This is a genomic window from Methylotuvimicrobium sp. KM1, from assembly GCF_044788715.1.
In the GTDB taxonomy this organism is placed as follows: Bacteria; Pseudomonadota; Gammaproteobacteria; order Methylococcales; family Methylomonadaceae; genus Methylotuvimicrobium.
This window is the reverse complement of the sequence record NZ_CP173170.1, coordinates 4,349,853-4,369,377: the sequence shown is the minus strand read 5'-3', so window position 1 is coordinate 4,369,377 and position 19,525 is coordinate 4,349,853. Positions and strand designations below refer to the sequence as shown.

General features: G+C 49.3%; 12 protein-coding genes. 4 read left to right on the top strand and 8 right to left on the bottom strand.

What is annotated here, in order from left to right; all coding sequences use genetic code 11:
- Window positions 1-14: 14 nt before the first annotated feature.
- The 7 genes from ACINK7_RS18970 to ACINK7_RS18940 all read right to left on the bottom strand — a co-directional run bounded on the left by ACINK7_RS18970 (window position 15) and on the right by ACINK7_RS18940 (window position 11,810).
- Window positions 15-665, bottom strand: a complete 651-nt coding sequence (locus ACINK7_RS18970) for a nucleotide exchange factor GrpE (protein ID WP_404357718.1) — start codon at window positions 663-665, stop codon at window positions 15-17.
- Entirely contained in the window at window positions 662-1,000 is a 339-nt protein-coding gene (locus tag ACINK7_RS18965) for a J domain-containing protein (RefSeq protein ID WP_404357717.1), read from the bottom strand. Before ACINK7_RS18965 ends, ACINK7_RS18970 begins: the two co-directional genes overlap by 4 nt.
- A gap of 5 nt (window positions 1,001-1,005) precedes the next feature.
- Window positions 1,006-3,522, bottom strand: a complete 2,517-nt coding sequence (locus ACINK7_RS18960; RefSeq protein ID WP_404357715.1) for a tetratricopeptide repeat protein — start codon at window positions 3,520-3,522, stop codon at window positions 1,006-1,008.
- A gap of 198 nt (window positions 3,523-3,720) precedes the next feature.
- Complete coding sequence (locus ACINK7_RS18955; protein WP_404357713.1) at window positions 3,721-4,416, bottom strand: mobilization protein; 696 nt, start codon at window positions 4,414-4,416, stop codon at window positions 3,721-3,723.
- 44 nt (window positions 4,417-4,460) lie between these two features.
- A complete protein-coding gene (locus ACINK7_RS18950; RefSeq protein ID WP_404357711.1) occupies window positions 4,461-5,384 on the bottom strand; it encodes a transglutaminase N-terminal domain-containing protein in 924 nt (307 codons plus the stop codon).
- The gene (locus tag ACINK7_RS18945; RefSeq protein ID WP_404357709.1) at window positions 5,381-7,948 is read right to left on the bottom strand and encodes a circularly permuted type 2 ATP-grasp protein; all 2,568 of its coding nucleotides are present in this window, start codon (window positions 7,946-7,948) and stop codon (window positions 5,381-5,383) included. Before ACINK7_RS18945 ends, ACINK7_RS18950 begins: the two co-directional genes overlap by 4 nt.
- Before the next feature lie 478 nt (window positions 7,949-8,426).
- Entirely contained in the window at window positions 8,427-11,810 is a 3,384-nt protein-coding gene (locus ACINK7_RS18940; protein WP_404357707.1) for a DUF2126 domain-containing protein, read from the bottom strand.
- Between the two features lie 478 nt (window positions 11,811-12,288).
- On the opposite strand from ACINK7_RS18940, the gene ACINK7_RS18935 reads away from it, so the two are divergent.
- From ACINK7_RS18935 to ACINK7_RS18925, 3 genes are all read left to right on the top strand, one after another.
- The gene (locus tag ACINK7_RS18935) at window positions 12,289-14,910 is read left to right on the top strand and encodes a PAS domain S-box protein (RefSeq protein WP_404357705.1); all 2,622 of its coding nucleotides are present in this window, start codon (window positions 12,289-12,291) and stop codon (window positions 14,908-14,910) included.
- On the top strand, window positions 14,903-15,559 hold the full coding sequence (locus tag ACINK7_RS18930; RefSeq protein WP_404357703.1) for a response regulator: 657 nt from the start codon (window positions 14,903-14,905) through the stop codon (window positions 15,557-15,559). Before ACINK7_RS18935 ends, ACINK7_RS18930 begins: the two co-directional genes overlap by 8 nt.
- A 369-nt stretch (window positions 15,560-15,928) precedes the next feature.
- Window positions 15,929-18,142, top strand: a complete 2,214-nt coding sequence (locus ACINK7_RS18925) for a putative bifunctional diguanylate cyclase/phosphodiesterase (RefSeq protein WP_404357701.1) — start codon at window positions 15,929-15,931, stop codon at window positions 18,140-18,142.
- Between the two features lie 135 nt (window positions 18,143-18,277).
- Here ACINK7_RS18925 and ACINK7_RS18920 read toward each other — a convergent pair whose 3' ends face one another.
- Window positions 18,278-19,051, bottom strand: a complete 774-nt coding sequence (locus tag ACINK7_RS18920; RefSeq protein WP_404357699.1) for a TPR end-of-group domain-containing protein — start codon at window positions 19,049-19,051, stop codon at window positions 18,278-18,280.
- 165 nt (window positions 19,052-19,216) lie between these two features.
- On the opposite strand from ACINK7_RS18920, the gene ACINK7_RS18915 reads away from it, so the two are divergent.
- Window positions 19,217-19,525 carry a DUF2288 domain-containing protein gene (locus ACINK7_RS18915; protein WP_404357698.1) on the top strand — a complete coding sequence of 103 codons (309 nt, stop codon included), beginning with the start codon at window positions 19,217-19,219 and terminating at the stop codon, window positions 19,523-19,525.

Below are 19,525 nucleotides of genomic sequence, written 5' to 3'. Positions count from 1 at the left end.
ATTTTTGTGTGATATTAGAGTTTATTGACTTTGACTTCGGCTAGTCTCAGTATTTGGTCTTCAAATAGAAAACCCTTGCGGAGTTCCTCGAGCACGATACCGTTTTCCAGTTTCGGGTCATGGCCGACTTCGAGCGTCTTCATCGTATGGGCATCAAAAGGCTTACCGACGCAGTCGATCGAAAAAACATTTCGTCGCTGCAACAACTGTTCGAAGCGTTTTAGCGTGATTTCCTGGCCCTTGCCGAAACCGTTGATAAAACGTACGTCTTGTTTTTTCGAATGATTGAACAAGGCATCGACCGGGCGGTAATTTTGCAGTACTCGAAAGCCTTCGCTGAGTCGGTCGTAAATATCGATAATGTCGAGCAGCAGCGTGCGCTGAGACTCTCTTACTTGTTGCTTAAGGCGCTCGGCCGACGCGGCCAGCTCGTCCGCTAATACTTGATTATCGGTTTTAAGAGCGGACACGGCATCGTTCAGTGTGTCGAGCGTTGCCTTGAATTGCCGGGACTCGGCTTTGACTTCGCTTTTCAAACCGGCTAGATCGGTAAATAAAACCGTCAAATCCGGTTGATCGACCGCCGCCAAATGCGCAAAGTCAGTTTGTTCCAAATAATGCTGTAAGGTATCAAGCAATTCAGTTGGAGGTGTTTCGGTGTTCATGATGACTTGTTTTTAATGTCGCCCATAACGGCTTTGTCGATTGAGACGGCATTCAGTAATCTGAAGAAGTCGTCAGGATGCATGGGCTGGATTTCGGATTCTTGTTTGAAAGCGTGATCCAGCAAGGCATTGAAGCCAGTTTCAGGGAAATGAAATAATTCGAAATTAATGCGGCTGTCGCTGTCTTTGATCGTTTCATAGGCGTGTTGAATTTGCTGAAAGCGTTCTTGATCGCGATCGGGCGGGTTTTCCTTGACCAAGTTTAAATAAGCTTGCTTGATCTCGGTATCGTTGGCAGGTTCGGAAACGCCGAGAATTTGATAGGGTGTCGTCATGTCGGTTAGTAGGGGTCAAACGGGAAAGAAAACGGTTCGTCGTCAAGGAAAAATTCGATGATTTCATCGAAACTTAGGTCGATATCGATACGCAAGGATTGAGCGGCTTCCAGCATCATGATCGCCACCAGAAAGCTCTGATCCATGAGTAATTCGACGAGTTTGTTCGGGTCGATTCTTCCGGCGTATTTCGTCATCACATCCATCATGAGCTGTTCCGGCGATGATTTATTCATCATTTCTTCAAACTTTTTGCCGATGTTGATCATATTCCGCTTCGGCACATGATCGAACAAATCCTCGATAATTTCGGGGTCGAATCCGCTTTCGTCTTCGTCAAAACGGTCTTCGTAAAAGTCGTCTTCACTGTCGAAGCCGAATGGATTATGAAAGCCGATGGAGCGTTCAATAAAGCGTCTAATCTTGAATTCGGTCTTACTGTCTTTTTGTTCATGAGCAATTTCGATCGCGTTTTGCAATCTTAGTGTCCAGGTAATATCGAGGCGGCTCGGATCGCCCTGGCATTCCGCAACGACTCGGTAATACGACCAGATCGGTTTTTCCCAGACGCCATCGGCCGATTTCGCGCATTGTTTTAATAAATCGAAATGTTCGATCTCTTCGAGCGTTTGGCACCAAGCTAGGAGCGCCTGTTCGCCGTAATTGAGCAATTTCATCGATTTTTTGAGCGGCGCCTTGATTTTATCGAGCGCTTTGAACAATACGTCGAGCTTTTCGAGCTGTTCGCCGTAGCGCTCGACCGACTCTGTCAAGTGCAGTAGTTCCGGTTCGGATAGCTCGTAAGCTTTGACGGCCGGCAATTGTTTTGCGATGGGTGCGTAGGGGACATCCATCAAGGCCGACTCGATAAAGCCTTGGAAGTGGGTGGTTGCAGGCCCCGGGTTCACTGATTGTAGAGTATCGGCTATAGCTTTGAGGCCACGATCTTTATCTTCGGCGGCCCAAATATAAAATCCGCGAATTAAGTCCGCTTGTCTCAGTAAAGTCTTATCGATCGATAATTGTTCGGCCGCTTGGAGTTCTTTGTCGACCAGATGGAATTTTTGGGTTTTAATCAACTTGCGGGCATGTGCTAAGTGGCTTGAAAACAACAACTCTTTGGCCAACGTATTGACCGGGTCGATTTTCAACAAGTCTTGTGCGTATTTGGCGGCCTTCTTGAAGGCTTTTTTGCGCATGGCGGACTTGGCGGCGCAAACCAGCATCTCGATGTCTTTCGGAAGGTGTTCCAGTCCTTTTGCCAGCCATATAGCATGCTCTTCCGGATTCGGGTCTTCCTGTTCGAAATAATCCAATATTTTTAAATAGCTTTCTCGGTCGTCCGGGTCGTATTGCAAGCTATCCATGAGGAATTCGACAGCCAGGCTAGGCGGAAGCTTTTGAGCTAAATGTCTGTATATCAGGGCGATTTTTTTATGGTTTTCCGGTCCTTGGGTTTTTAATGCGTCAATGTAACGCAACCAGTGATGTTCGGCTACATCGTGGTCATGGTTTTCTTCGTGGATTAAGGCCTGAATACGCTCGCTTTCGATCGAATCTTTCGCGGCGAAGTTTTTTAGATAGTCTTTACGTCCGGAGGGGTAGCGTGCCAGCATGGCTTGGCAAAAGCGGCTCGCCGCTTCGTCTCCGACCAGTTCGCGGTAGCGGATGGTTAAATTGAATTGCGCTTTGTCGGTCAGATTGTTGCGTTGTTTGTCTATAGCGTCGAGCAATTCAAGCTGTTTATTCGATAAACCTTTGGCCTTGGCGATCAGTCGGCGTGGGCTATCTTCGAGTTGTAGCGAGGCCTCAACGAAGGCCGATCCTTGAAGCATATAGGCGGTCAAAGCATTCGCCGCCGGACGATAGGGCGAGTTATCCGGAATTTTCGACAATAAGGTGCGCGCTTGATCCATCGACGCCGGAAGGGATAGTTGCGCTTTCAGTAAGGACCGAAGGTCACGGAAGGCGGAACGGAAAGGTAGCTTTTTCAGTAATTCGTCAATATGTTCGAGCCGGTTGCTCCGGTAAGCCTCGAGAGCGTCGCGAACCGTTTGCCAATGTAGCATTACAGCCGAGTCATGCGGTATATGCGCTTCAATGCCGGGATATTCGCAAACCAATAAAAAACCCAACCAGACTGCAAGCTCGGGATGGTTTTTATCCAGTTGTTCGGTATCGATTCGATCGAGTCTTGCGAAAGCTTTCTCTGTGTTTTTAGCCGACAACAGCCATAAAATATAAGCTTCTAAAGCGGCTAGGGGCGGCTCTGCCCATTCCGAATAATTTTCCCACAATACGGCGGCTTCCTTCGGCATGCCTTTTTCCGCCATTTTCAATGCTCTTTGCAAGTAACACTCGGCTAGCTTTCGGCGCCAATCCGGATTATCGGAGTGTTTTAGCAATTTTTTATAGATTTCGGCGGCGTTTTTATATCGCCCTGCTGAAAAGTGCGAGGAGGCGTTTTTTTCTAGACTAGCGTCGGGTGGTGCGGAAGGGACTTTTTGCGGAGCTTTCTTCATGGTGTGGTCTGGCCGAAATGATAATGATCTGGGTTATGAAAATGCGTTTTGGATTCTACAATATTGCTTGTCCATGAATCGATTAGTTTAATCGAACTCTAAACACATTTTTATAATTAACGGTTCATTATCATCCGGCCATGGTCAATATTCAACTTGTATAAAGCGAATAATGCATGGGTATCCGTTTTTTCGTATTCACATACCAATCGACTTCAATTCGGTATAAGCCTGTTTTAGCCAAGTTTTGACGCGTTGCCTTTCCAGTAAACCCAATGCATTAGGATTGTCGACGGTCTTGTTTTGAGCCGCCCAAAAACTCGAGCTGTTTGCATCGACTTTGGTCATGACCGGTGTATGCAGGCGTTTTAAGGTGATCAATTTGGCATTTAATCCCAATGCTCGTTCTTTGATGCCTGATTGTTCCAAAATAGTAAAATCACCATCCCGAAGTTGATTCAGAACCAAGACATAATTCAATTTTGCATCGTATTGATCCAGAAGTTTTCCTAGCAGGTCGACGCAATCCTTGCCCGAGTCCATGACATTCCAATATTGAATGGTAACGCCTAGTTCTTCGGCCAATTCGAGCACTCCGGATTCCTCTAACCATTTAGACAAGGGATAGTGCGTTTGCGCAGCAAGATCGACGAGTATTTGCTGCTCCGGGTTTTCCGCCGCGGTTTCTATGATTTTATCGAGGCTTTCATAGTTGTCTACGATAGTGGGCGACGCATAGTCGGCATAAAAACGCAGCAAAGAACCGTGTGAGCGATCGGTATCGAAACCGATGAACGGGATTTCATGGTCGATCATATACTGCGCCAGTAATCGGGCAACGACGGATTTACCGACGCCGCCTTTTTCTCCGCCGATTAGATGTATGGTACTCATTAGTTTTCCTTTAAGTAAAATGAAGTGAAATAATCCGCACGTTTTTAACTTTCCAGTCTCAGAACGTCGACCGATACCGACAGGCTGTGTTTGCCGCCGCCGAATGCAATGCCTTTAAGCGGAGTGACATCGGCATAGTCGCGTCCCCACGCCAACGTGATATGTTGATCGGCGGGGAGTTTGTTATTAGTAGGGTCCAACTCCAGCCAGCCGCTGCCCGGCACGAATACGGCAAACCAAGCATGCGATGCGTCGGCGCCGACCAATCTTTCGGTACCCGGTGCCGGCAAAGTTTCGATGTAGCCGCTGATATAGCGGGCTGCTAAGCCGAGCGATCTCAAGCAGCCTATCGCCAGATGCGCAAAATCTTGGCAGACGCCGCGTCGATGCTGCATGACATCGGCCAACGGCGTAGCAATTGTCGTGAAGGACGGGTCGTAAGTAAAATCTTGATAAATGCGCTTCATTAAGTCGGTCACCGCATCGATCAGCGGAGCACCGGGCGCGAACGAAGGACGGGCATAATCGCTTAATTCGATTCCGGATGTCACCATGGGTGAGTCGAGCGTGTATTGCCTGGCTTCGAGTAGCGCTTCATAAGAACCGTGCCCCGTTGTTAATTGACTCTGTGCTTGCTGAGCCGGATTGGCGGACAATTTGTCCCTGGCGTCTTCCCAGCTTATAGGGTTGTCTTGAAAGACTTGATTGGATTCAGTCAGCACTTCAACCTCGCTTACGGCAGTGACGCTCAATTGAGAGTGAGGTTTTTGAATCGCGAAGTAAGCGATTCGATTACCGAAAAAGTCGAGTCGTTCTTGAAAGTCCGAAGGTTCCGGGTTGATATCGAAACGGCTGGTTGAACATTGCTGTCTCGGAAAATCGCGAGGCTGTAATCGGGCTTCATTCTGACAAAGCCCGACCTCATGAGCGTAATGATAATTTGTGATGTGGGTGATGCGATATTTCACAACTCATCCTCCAGTTGTGTCGGATTCAATTGATGCGGCCCCTCGGCATGACTGAAATAGGCTTTTGCGATCATTTCCGAGGTGCGCCACATTAATTTCGAGGTGTCCGCCAACACTTCGTCGAGAGCCGAATAGATAACGCTGTCTTCCCGAGTTTTGGTTAGCGCGGTGATGTCGATTAGGCGTATTTTGGTAAACGCCTCGAGCACCAGCTTCTCCTCGGCACTAATGCGAACCTTGCCGCGCTCCCGAGGCAAGGCTTTGACATAGTCGTAAAGTTGATTAAGCTGATAGACCAGCGAACGAGGATGCGTTTGATCGAGCACCAGTAGTTCTAAAACCATCGGTAATTGTACGAACGACCGGTACCGTCTTTGATAGATGCTCAAGCTGTCGGTTGTCATTAATACCGCTTCCAATAATTGATATTGGGTGCTTTCTTCTTGTTTGATCACGACCGTCGCGCGCAGCAATGCAATCAATGACAAACAGCGCTCCAGGCGACGTCCGCCGTCCAGCATCAACCAGCCGGCTTCGCGGGTCATGCTTTCGCTGGTCAAGCCGGTAAATGCGACGATCGCTGAAATCAAATCGTCTAATTTACTTTGTAGAGCACCGATCTCGAGAGGCTCATTGAAGGTTCCTGCGCGCCAGCAACGCCTGATATCGTCGATACTGCGCCAAGTATCTTGCGACCATAGATCGCGGATGCTAAAGGCGGATTGCGTAAAGGCATGAATGCTTGACGGAATCGTGCCGTGACGCTCGGCATCTTTGATCAATGCCGTCAGTTCGGGCAAGGGATTCGTCAATAATGACAGATCGCCTTTCACAAAGCCCGGGTAGGTCACCGTGACATGCGTTAACGCGCCTAATAAGGTTTTGAGACAGTCGGCATCGCTGTATTCGGTATAATCCTGAGCTTCTCGCCATTTTTGCAGCACGGTTCGGAGCAACCTCGCGGCGGATTCGATGCGTTCCAGATTACGGCCGACCCAGTACAGATTATCTGCGGCTCGGCTCGGCAAGGGCTCGTTGATCGCCTCGACAATATGATCTCGGCGCGGTTGAAGCCAGATGCTGACTTGTTGATCGGGCTGGTCCGCCAGCACCCAGGTATCTTTACTGATACCGCCGGCCTGGTTCGAGACGACCAAATTATCTTTGAGTGGGGAAACCCGCGTCAAGCCGCCGGGCATTGCTTGATAACCATCTTCCCCGGCGACGACGAAATTACGCAGAATCGCATTGCGTGGCGCGATTTGCCCGTCCACGAAAGCCGGTACCGTTGAAAAGCCGACCTGTTCCTGACCGACATACAGATAGGGTTTCGCCAGAATCGCGGCGCGTAATTGACTTTTTTCCTGCGAGCTCAAGTTGGCGCCGAATACTGCGTGAATACCGGAGGCTCGGTCGATTTGTTTAATCACCAAGCGGCCGAGATTTTCCAGTACGAAATTACATTCCCGGCGTTGTCCGCACCACCAGGTGGCCACCGACGGCAATAGTAATTCCTGGCCTAATAAATGGCGAGACAGTCTGGGTAAAAAAGCCAGTAAAGCATTGTTTTCCAAAACGCTGCTGCCCAAAGGATTGGCGATCGCGACATTGCCGCGCCTGACCGCTTCCAAAAGCCCGGCGACACCTAAGCGAGAAATGGACTTTAATTCCAAGGGATCGCAAAATGAATCGTCGACACGCCGTAAAATGACGTCCACTTGTTGCAGTCCTTGCACCGATTTCAGCCAAACCTTCCCGTCCCGAACGGTCAAATCGTCGCCTTGAACCAGCGTGTAACCGAGCTGTGATGATAAATAGGCATGCTCGAAATAGGTTTCGTTGAAAGGACCCGGCGTCAACACGACGATTCTCGAATCGGCCCTGGACGTCGGCGAGCGGTTTGCCAATCCGGTTCGAAGTGCGCGGAAAAAGCCGGCAAGACGATGGACTTGCGATTCGCCGAACAAATCGGGCAGTACGCGCGTCATCACCGATCGGTTTTCTAAAGCGTAGCCGGCTCCCGAAGGCGCCTGAGTGCGGTCGTCCAGTACCCACATGCGCCCATCAGGCCCGCGCGCAAGGTTGGCTGAGTACAAGAATAATTGTCGCTCGGTATCGGGCAAAGTGCCGACGCAGGGTCTTAGGAAACCTTCATGACCGTAAACTAGTTCGACCGGTAACAAACCTTTTTTCAGTAGGCTTTGCTCGCCGTAAATGTCTTTCAATATTAGGTTGAACAATTCGGCGCGTTGTATCAAGCCGGCCTCGATCACGGCCCATTCTTCACTGCTGATCAACAGCGGAATCGGGTCGAGCTTCCATGGTCGGCTCAGGCTTTGCGCGTCGGCATAAACGTTATAAGTTACGCCGTTTTCACGCAATAAACGCTGGGCTTCGCGGCGGCGGTGCTCCAATTCGTCACGACCGATTTGCTCGATCGATTTCATGAAATGTTCCCAATAAGGCAGTACCTTGCCTTTATTGGCATACATTTCATCGTAGCCGGTCAGTTGCGTGGCGTAGTGCTGAGCACCGATTTCTTTTGCGAGAGCGCTATTATTCATAGGCTAATTCGATCGAGTGGGGTCACAAAGGCTCCGTTAGAGTATGCTAGAAAAAAGTATTTCACCATAACGTTCATGAAGGCCCGGCCATCGCCCCGGCAAATGAAAGTTCTCTGGTGGCGGAGGGCGCGGTCACTCACCCGACAGGACCCAGCCCCTAAATTAGTAAGACTATTAACCATGACCGATGGGCTATGGAATTTAGGGGCTGGGTGAATACGTCCATGTAGGCTCGACGGCGGCTGTCCTTGCCGCCGACGCCTGTCGGTCGAGCAACCGCCCCCTCTCCGGAACCGGCATTGCCAGAACGGAGTTTTCTATATCGAAAAATTAGATAAAGAGCCAAAATCCACGAACTTTCACAGTAAGCTTATGAAGCGACATGAAAAATTATACTGTTAGTCTTTTTCTTCATTGCCTGCATGTTCTTAATGGTGAATATTGCTTTCGTTCTTGAACGTATCCAACACTCGCCATCTTAATATCGCCGTCTCAAATCGAGCGTATACGGATATTCTTTATTAGGCTCCTCGGGCGGCGGCGCCATCGGCCTTGGCGGGTTCGTATGCGGTATGAAACTGACCCCGCTATCGGACGGCAAAATGACCGGCGGTCTTTCGATCTCGCCCGGCGTATGGCCGTAATTCCAAAAACGGGTAATCCTTCTGGCCTCGGCCTCATAAGCATTGACCGGGAAGGTCTCGTAACTGCGGCCGCCCGGGTGGGCGACATAATAAGTGCAACCGCCGACCGCGCGCCCGTTCCAAGTGTCGATGATATCGAATACCAAGGGTGTATGCGGGCTGATGGTCGGATGCAACGCCGAGGGCGGTTGCCATGCCCGGTAGCGGATTCCGGCAACGAATTCATCCTTGCGTCCGGTATTTCTGAGCGGCACATGCCTTCCGTTACAGGCCAACACATAACGCGAATCGGTCAATCCGGTCACCTTTACTTGCAATCGTTCGACCGACGAATCGACGAAGCGTGCCGTGCCGGTATTGCTGACTTCCTCGCCTAGAACATGCCAGGGTTCAATCGCAAAACGCAATTCCAGATCGACGCCATCGACGATTGTGTTGCCGTAATGTGGAAAACGGAATTCGAAGAAGGGGTCGAACCAGTCTAATTGAAACGGGTAGCCGGCACGCTGTAAATCGTCGACGACTTGTTGCATGTCTTCTCTGACATAATGCGGCAATAAAAAACGGTCGTGAAGTTCGGTGCCCCAGCGAACCAATTTATGCCGGTAAGGCTCGCGCCAAAACCAAGCGACCAGAGAGCGCAGCAATAAAGCTTGAACCAGCGCCATGCGCTCATGCGGCGGCATTTCAAAGGCGCGCAGCTCCAATATGCCGAGACGCCCGGAAGCGCTATCCGGCGAGTACAATTTGTCGATACAAAATTCCGAGCGATGTGTGTTGCCGGTAATATCAGTCAGCAAATGCCGCAGCAATCGATCGATCAACCAAGGCGAAGGCGCTTCGCCTTCGGGGATTTGTTGAAACGCGATCTCCAGTTCATAAAGTTTTTCATCGCGGCCTTCGTCGACACGCGGCGCTTGGCTGGTCGGCCCGATAAACATGCCTGAGAATAAATACGACAGCCCCGGGTGATGTTGCCAATAAGTGATCAGGCTGCGCAATATGTCGGGACGGCGTAGCAAAGGACTATCGGCCGGCGTTTCGCCGCCGATCGTGATGTGATTCCCGCCACCGGTGCCGGTATGGCGCCCATCCAGCATGAATTTTTCGGTGCCTAGACGGACCTGGCGAGCATTTTCGTAAAGAATATGCGTATTGTCGGCCAATTGTTTCCAGCTTCGGGCAGGGTGAATATTGACCTCGATGACACCGGGGTCGGGCGTGACCATCAAACGTTCGATGCGGTAATCGCGCGGCGGCTCATAACCCTCGAGTACGACCGGTAACTTCAATTGCTCGGCGGTCGCTTCGATTGCCGCGATCAGTTCCAAATAATGCTCGAGCATCGTCAACGGCGGCAGAAATATATGCACGCGTCCTTCACGGGCTTCGACACAAATCGCGGTATGCGGCACTTCGACGAGATCGATGCCTTTGTCGTCGGCAGGCGGGCTTTGTTCTTGGATTTCCGGATGGATAGCGCCGAATTCTTGAAAATGGCTATAGCGCTGCGCGACTTCGCCGTAATAATCGCCCAATTCCGGCAACGCCTCGAACAAACTGCGCTCATGGGTAATTTCGCGTTTTTCCGGCGCGATCCACGGCAAGCTGTCGAGCGGCAAACGTAGGCCCATCGGCGAATTACCGGGAATCAAAAACAACTGACCGCGTTTGAATGGCCATGGACCGCTTTGCCAGGATTGTTTGCTCCAACTCCATTTAACCGGTAGCGCGAAACCGGCCGGCTGATTCAGGCCGGTATCCAATAATTTAGCCAGCGTTTTGCGTTCGGCCGGATCTTTTAAGCGATACTGCAGGGGGTCGATATTGACCGGCAGCATCTCTTCCTGCCAAAGATGATAAAAGACATCTTCGTAGACTGCGGAAATGTGTTTGCGTGTTAAGCCCAAACGGTCGGTCAGGTGTTCGATGAATTGCCTAGCCTGCTCAGGCCCATGCCCGTAATCGATTTTGATATCGGCCAGTAATTCGGGATTGCGCCAAATCGGCGTGCCGTCCTTGCGCCAAAAGATACCGTATTGCCAACGCGGCAAGGGTTCGCCCGGATACCATTTGCCTTGGCCGTAATGCAACATTGCACCCGGAGCGAATACGTCGCGCAAGCGCTTAGTCAAGGCTTGGGCGCGTTCGCGTTTATGCGGGCCGTCCGCACGCGTATTCCATTCCGCGCCTTCCATGTCGTCGATCGACACGAAGGTCGGCTCACCGCCCATCGTCAAGCGCACGTCGTCTTGCAACAATTGCGCATCGACCTGTTGGCCCAGTGCATCGATAAGATACCATTGCTCGTCGCTGTAAGGCTTCGTGACGCGAGGATCTTCGTGCAGGCGCGTGACCGTGTTACTGAATTCGAATTCGACCTCGCACTTATCAGTCGCACCGGTGACCGGCGCCGCGCTGATCGGGTCGGGCGTGCAAGCCAATGGAATATGGCCTTCGCCGGCCAGCAAGCCGGAGGTCGGATCGAGGCCGATCCATCCGGCTCCCGGAATGTAAACCTCGGCCCAGGCATGCAGATCGGTAAAATCGTGCTCGGGTCCTGATGGACCGTCGAGCGATTTCATGTCGGCGGTCAATTGCACCAGATAGCCGGAGACGAAGCGCGCGGCGAGTCCTAGATGCCTTAGAATCTGCACCAATAGCCAACCCGAATCGCGGCACGAACCGTTGCGTTTTTCGAGCGTTTGTTCGGGCGTTTGAATGCCGGGTTCCATGCGAATGTTATAGCTGACATCCTTGAAGACCTGGCGATTTAAATCGACCAAAAAATCGTTGATGTTACGCGGCGTCAAATCAAAATCGGCCACCCATTGGGTTAATAAAGGGCCGTCTTCGGTCACTTCCAAAAAAGGTGTCAGTTCCCGGGCTAATTGTTTGTCGTATTGAAAAGGAAATTTTTGCGCATATTCCTCGACAAAAAAATCGAATGGGTTGATTACCGTCATGTCGGCAATCACTTCCACTTCGACTTTGAGCGACCGCGTTTTTTTCGGAAACACAACCCTGGCCAAAATATTTCCGAACGGGTCCTGCTGCCAATTTATGAAATGATCTTCGGGTTCGATACGCAACGAATAACCCTTGATGGGCGTTCTCGAATGCACCGCCGGTCTCAGGCGAAACACATGGGGCGACAACGAGACGGCGCGGTCGAAGAGGTAGGTAGTTTTGTGACTGATGGCCACGCGAATTGTCATGATATTTATCCTATTAAAGCCTATTCGATTGAGTCGATTTCCGGGTAAAGCGAAAAACCAAACGAGCAGCGGTGAATACTTTTCGGGCGTATGATGTAAGGAACGGGTAATGCGCTGAAAGGTTTGCTCTGTTTTGGTGCCTCCGCACAAAGATGGGGCGAGTTAATGGCTTTCGGATTAGCGCGATATCATAATGCTTTTGATATCCCCGTTTATTTTCGATCATTTTGGCAAGCGATAAATCATCGTACAACTGCTGTATCAACAGATATGCAATTTCCACGCCCGAATCGGCATTAATTGATTAGGTGTGCAATTTCGTACTTATGCCAGTCTAAAAACAACGATACGTCGGATAAATATGAACCCGGGTTTTATCAAATGGGGTTAGGGGGAATAAAACTTTTATGGGTTCTCATGATTACGTGCCAATATAATCAAGAAACAATGAAATCAGCGGATAACTTGCTTAACGCTCATGAAAATTCTCATTATTGACGAAGACCCGACCGAATTTCTATTGACGCAGCAAATGCTGTCGGCAAAATTTCCAGAGGCCGATTTCATTGAAATCAGCGACCGCTCGAAATATCAAGAAATTATGACTCAATCGGATTTCGATCTAGTGATTACCGAATATAAGCTCGGTTGGACAGACGGATTGCAGTTATTTTCCGAAATCAATCGACGATTTCCTTGTGTTCCTGTTTACATGCTAACCGCTTTCGGGAACGAAAACGTCGCGGCCGATGCCATTAAAAAAGGCATGACAGACTACATTGTAAAAAGTAACCGCGCCTCGCTTGCCGATGCAATTGCAGAATATATACGGAGAATCGCCGACAAAAAAGGATGTCAAACATCGGAATCGGACATTTTATACTGCGAAAAATGGGATCTTGCCATTTCGAGGTTGACTTCCGATTATGCCTATTCGATGCGGATTTTGCCCGGCGGCAAACCAGTCTTCGAATGGGTGACCGAACCGTTTAAAAAATTCCTGAGCGAATACGGTCCGACTGCAAACGCATCGAAAACCCGTCAGCGCAATTACGAGTTGACCATCCATCCTGAAGATAACACAATCGTCCAAAGCCGCAACGAGAAGCTGTTGGCCGGCGACGAAATTACCTCGGAATATCGAGTGATCACAAAACAAGGCGATATCCGATATTTCAGCGATCATGCATTGCCGATCCGGGATTGGCGCATTGGCCAGGTGGTGCGAATTTATGGCGCGATACAGGACATTACATGGCGGCGCAACGCCGAAGATAAAATGCGCTTGATGCAACGTGCGATCGATTGCAGCAATAACGGCATTGTCATTACCGGTTTGGCCGATACCGACCATGCCATCATTTATGCCAATGATGCATTTTTGAAAATGACAGGATACTCTCTTAATGAGTTGATGGGGAAAAATTGCCGGATTTTGCAAAGAAACGAGCGTGACCAACCCGGGCTTGAGCATTTACGAAAAGCTTTGAATGACGACGTCGATGGCTATGCGATTTTGCGCAACTATCGAAAAGACGGCAGTTTGTTTTGGAACGAAGTCTATATCTCGCCGATCCGCGATAACCGAGGCAAAATCACCCACTATATCGGCGTGCAGAACGACGTGACACAGCGTTGCGAAATGCAAGCTTCGCTCACGAAAAGTGAAGCAAAGCTGCGCGCGATATTCGAAAATGTTTTTGATGCGGTGTTGATTATCGATGAACAAGGCGTGATTGAAAATGCCAATCCGCCTGCCGAGAAGTTGTTTGGTTATCCCGCCTCGATAATGGTGGGTTTGGCAATCCACGACATGCTGGTCGACGAAAAAAATAACAGGGCCGATATTCAGCTCGATTATTTGCTCAGCGATGCAAAAACCTCCTCTGTCCGCAGAAAAGAAATATATGCCCGCAAGCGGAACGGCGCAATTTTTCCGATATCTCTCGGTATCAGCGAGTTTACTGTCGATCGGCGTTTTTTTATCGCGGCGATTCATGATTTGACCGAAAACAAGCGTGCCGAAAAAGCGCTTCGTACCAGCGAAGAAAGATACCGGACCTTATTCGAAAACTCCGTCGAGGCCATCTTCGTCAATCGCGGTGGCGACCGCATCGAACAAGTCAACCAGGCCTGTCTTAAACTCTGGAAAGCCGACCGGCCTGAAGAATTACTGGCCAAGCATCCGCTGAAACTATTTCATCCGGATTATCATGAATTGATAAAGGCGCGCATTCATCATTCCATGGCCGATAATGCGATCAATCCGTTCATTGAAGAAAAAATCGTCCGGCTCGACGGTACGTTTGCCGATGTCCTGGTGTCGACCGTACCTTTTACCGATGAAAAGGGCCCTATGATTTTTTTCGTCATATTGGATATCACCGAACAAAAAAGAGCGGAAGCTGAGCTGAAAACGAGAAAAAAACAATATCAGGACTTGTCGAATCATCTGGAATTGATCAGGGAAGAGGAAAGAGCCCGCATCGCCCGCGAGATTCATGACGAACTGGGCAGTTTTCTGACGGTACTAAAAATGGACCTCAGTTGGCTCGATAAACGGCTATCTCCCGACAGCGGCAAATACCAGGAAAAAATCGGAGTCATGAACCGGCAAATCGAAGAGGCGATTCAGGCCGTGAAAAAAATCATAACCGACCTGCGTCCCAGTATTCTGGATCATCTCGGGTTGTTGCCTGCGATCGAATGGTTGGCAGAGAATTTTCAGCAGCGATCGGATGCCGATTGTGTGTTGACGATACCGAAAGTGGATTTACGATTGGACCCAGACCGCAGTACAGCGGTTTTCCGTATTGCCCAGGAGGCCTTGACCAATATTATCCAACATGCCGCAGCCAGTCGGGTTTCGATTGTTATCGAAATAAAAGATCAAAATATGTTGATGACGATAAGCGATAATGGACGGGGCGGTACATTACAACAAAGTCTTTTAAACGGCGGCTTCGGTATCCGGGGTATGCAAGAACGGGCGCGATATTTCGCGGGCGAGTTGACCATTCAAAGCAAACCCGAGGCGGGGACTGTCATTCACTTAACGTTGCCTATTAAGCCGACAGGATCGAAAAACAGTCATGATTAGAGTAATCATTGTCGACGATCACGCGACCGTCAGGGAAGGATTGAAACAAATCCTTTCCGATTTTTCCGATATGGAAGTGTCCGGCGAGGCCGCAACGGGCGATGAGGCATTGAAGATAATCAGAACCAACGGCTGGGATGTTTTGTTGCTGGATATCGCGATGCCGGGCAAGAACGTTCTGGAATTAATCAAACTGGTCAAATTAGATACGCCGAACAAGCCCATTTTGGTGTTGAGTATGTACCCTGAAGATCAATACGCGATAAGAGTATTGCGTGCCGGGGCCGACGGTTATTTATGCAAGGAAAGTGTGCCTGAGTTATTGGTCGCGGCGATTCGAAAATTAGCGCAAGGTGGAAAGTTTGTCAGCGCAGGCTTAGCTGAACAGCTCGTCAGGAATTTGCACGAGACCGAATCGAAACCATTACATTCCTTACTGACCGACCGCGAATATCAAGTCTTGCTTGCCATAGCTAGAGGTGAACGCCTTACCGAAATCGCCAAGGCGATGTCGCTTAGTATCAAGACCGTCAGTACCTATCGAACCCGGTTGCTCGGCAAAATGAAGATGTCTTCCAATGCTGAAATCATCCATTATGCGATTGAAAATCGCTTGCTGAACGAAGGTAAAGGACAGGGTAAAAAATGACTTCTCCAAAGGGTTCTTATGCCCTGGATCGTCATTATTCATAAAATATACTTTCTGCGAGACGGGTTATTTAACCCGTCCCCAGTGTTTCGTTTTGGCCTAAAATTTCGGTTTGTCTCGGCCACGGTCAAAAAGCTTCCGCTTCGCTACTACCCATCCTGCGGCTAATTGCCGAATCTAGGCTCAATCAGCACCTAAATTTAGGTATAACTTGACGGAGGCGGTTTTGCACGCCGCTAATCGATAGCGGTCTGTAAGAAAAATCCTACAAAACACTTCGTTTATCTTACTTTTTTTAAAGAAAGTCTCCGATTATATCAATGGGTATAAAACCGTATATTGGGCACGGTTTTCCGGTCGCGAGGCACTATGCACTATCCTATCAAGCTAAATTACGATGACATGGCTGTTTTGTTGGACATCCATGAAGACTTGATGACCTGGAATACCGACGAGTCCTTGGTATTGCAAAATCTTTGCGAAAAACTGCAGTCGGCTTTTACCTCATGTCTGGTCTGGGGCGGATCGATCGACGAAGATGCGAAACTGATTATCAAAGGCGCGGCCGGCGAAGGTTCGGAACGGATTAAAGGCACAGTTCTTGATGTCGATTCATCCGAGTACAGGCCGATCCGGGAATGCATCGAGACGCTTTTGCCGATTACCGTGCAAAACGGGTTAATCGAATTCCATAGTCAAGTATTCGAAACATTGCCGCCGGATATTCGTAAGGCACGGTTCGATTTGTATCCATTAACGTCGGAATCGCAGTGCGTCGGCTTGCTTGGCATAAGTGCGAAAAGCTATAAGAACCGGAAGCAATATCCGAGTACACTGTTACAACTGACGGCTCAGCACGCCGGATTCGCTTTAGGGATGTTAAAGACTTTCGTTGCCAAGGATAAGGCCCAAAACAATTTAAAACTTGCCGCTGCCGTATTCGATAGCTCGTTGGAAGGCATATTCATTACCGATACTAACGGCACAATATTAGCCGCCAACGATGCGGTAACGCGTATTACCGGTTACGCTCCCTCCGAGTTGATCGGCCAAAATCCTCGTTTGTTAAAGTCCGAACGGCACGGTAAAGACTTTTACATAGCTTTGTGGGCGGCAGTTTACTCTCATAACCAATGGGAAGGCGAAATCTGGAACAAAAAGAAAAACGGCGAAATTTATCCGGAGTGGCTAAGCATTTCCGCCATTAAAAACGAGTACGGACAAGTGGAAAATTACATCGGCATTTTTATCGACATTTCCAAGCAAAAAGAAGCGGAAAACCACCTGACGTATTTGGCCTATCACGACAAGCTCACCGGCCTGCCAAACCGCGATCTGTTCTATGATCGATTAAATACCGCGATTCTGCAGGCAAAACGCCATCAAGTCGAAATTGCGGTCTTGTTTATCGATCTCGATCATTTCAAGTACATCAACGACACATTCGGTCATACCTCGGGCGATATCGTGCTGCAACAAGTGGCGGCGCGATTAACAATGTGTTTGCGCGAAACGGATACGCTGGCACGCATGGGAGGCGATGAATTCACAGTCGTATTACAAGATTTCGACAATCGCGGCGATGTAGAAACGACCGCGCAACGAATTCTTAAATCGTTAAGTGTGCCGTTAATCTTGGAAAATCAGGAGCTGTATATTTCAGCGAGTATCGGCATCAGTTTTTTCCCCGAAGATGGCGGTAATCCTGCCTTATTGATGAAGCACGCGGATACCGCGATGTATAGCGCGAAAAACAGTGGCAGGAAGTGCCTGCATTTTTTTCGATCCAGCATGGAAGGTTATTCGCTGAAACGTATCGAAATGGAGCAGCAACTTCGGCAGGGATTGGAGCGAAACGAATTTAAATTATATTATCAACCGCAAATCAATCTTGAGAGCGGTCGCATTATCGGTGCCGAAGCCTTGATCCGCTGGCAGCATCCCGAAAAAGGCCTGTTGCCGCCTAGTCAGTTTATTGCTATCGCCGAAGACACCGGGTTGATAGAGCCGATCGGCGAATGGGTGTTGCGAGAAGCGTGGAGTCAGCGTCAAGGCTGGCACAGGTCCGGTTGGGAAGATTTTAGAATCGCGGTCAATTTATCGGCCCATCAATTCGATCGGATCAGTCTTATTAAAACAGTTGCCGACGTTTTAGGCGAATCCGATATCGACCCTGCTATTTTGGAATTGGAATTGACCGAAACCGTTGCGATGCAGGATGTAGGTAAAACCTTAAATATTTTGAATGAGCTAAAAAAATTCGGTGTGCAATTGTCGATCGACGACTTCGGAACCGGGTACTCGTCACTAATGTATTTACGGCAATTTCCGATCGATCGCCTAAAAATCGATCGTACTTTCGTCGCCAATATTGCCCATAATCCAAACGAGGCAGCGATTGTAGTCGCGATTATCGCGATGGCACATAGCATGGGGTTGGAGGTTATCGCCGAAGGGGTGGAAACTAAAGGTCAATTGAGTTTTTTAAAGATGCACGGCTGCAATGAAGCACAAGGTTATTTGATGGGGAAGCCGATGTCAGGACCGGCATTATTCTCACGGTTACAACAGGAAGCGCGCTGAACGGTCGTATACCTCGGAGGGTGAGAACGCATCTTCATGCGGCAATTTTAGGGGCATATTCACGCTTAGGTGTGAACGGTTCAGGGCGATTCATGCGTGTTGTTCCGAACCGTTCACAAGATTTGTCGATAGCGGTTACTTTTTGTCTTCTTCCTCAGTCGGTGTTTCGACGGTAGCTGGCTCTTCTTGGACTGGGGCCGTTTTTTCCGGCTCGGCGATCGGTTCTTTTGTTTCGGCTGCGGGCTGTTCTGGAGATACTTCGACTTCCGGTTCGGATGTCTTTTCCTCGGGAGTCGGTTCCGGTTCCTCTGGCACTTTCATCGACTCGACAAAATCGATAAACCAATGGTGCGATTTCATGTTATCGAGATCGGAATCGCCCAGAATGTCATCGACCGACGGCAAACTGCCATGGTCGCGTGAATCTTCCAGTGCGCTCAAGCACCCTTCTTGATCGTTGCGCAACGCGTAAATGCAAGCCAGATTATAGGATGCCGAGCCCGATTGTATTCGATTCGCCTCCTGAAACAACGCTAACGCATTGTCGTACAGGGAGTCTTTCGGCGCGGCACCTTTCAGGCGTGCCAAGCCCATATAGACGACGCCGCCGTCGATTGCCGCGCCCAAGGAATCGGCATTGACCATGCGGCAAAATGAAAACTTTTCGATTGCCTCTTGGTAAAGTTTTACAGCTTCGTCGCCGGACTTCGTTTGGGCTTGATGTAACAGTGCAAAGCCCCAGTTGTATAAGGTTTCGGTAAACAATAGATCCTTATCGATCACTTCGCTAAACCCTTTATAAGCGCTGTCGAAATGATGATCTGCCTCCGCACCTTCTCTTTTTCGGGCTTTATTGACATGACTGATAGCCGCTTTTAATTTGGATTTACGAAAAAAAGATCCGATCATAAAAAATATCCTCGCTATGTTTGTGCGTTCGCATCCTAAAAACCGGTAGGTTATGCGGGCGACGCTTCGTTATAAATGATATAGAATAACAGCTTGATTTTTCGACTACATCATTAATTTATCGCGATTGCGATTAATTCAATTCTATCTTGAATATTCGTTTTTATGACTGCCATGTTAACAACCTCCGAACACGAACTTGCCAAAGCTAAACTTAATCTCGAGACCTCGCAAATCCCTTGGCGGGAGTTGCAGCGTTTTTTCGCATCGGGTTTGGCGATTCACGTCTCAGAAGGCTTGGACTTGGTCGAGGCGGCCTATCAAATAGCCTCAGACAATAAAGACCAGGTAGAGCAGTGGTTAAATTCTCGGCAAGTCGGACAGGTTTCCGATCAACAAGCCTTAACGTGGTACCAAGCAAATACGGAAGTTTGGGCCGTCGTCGTCAAGCCCTGGGTTTTGGTTCAAGAGTAA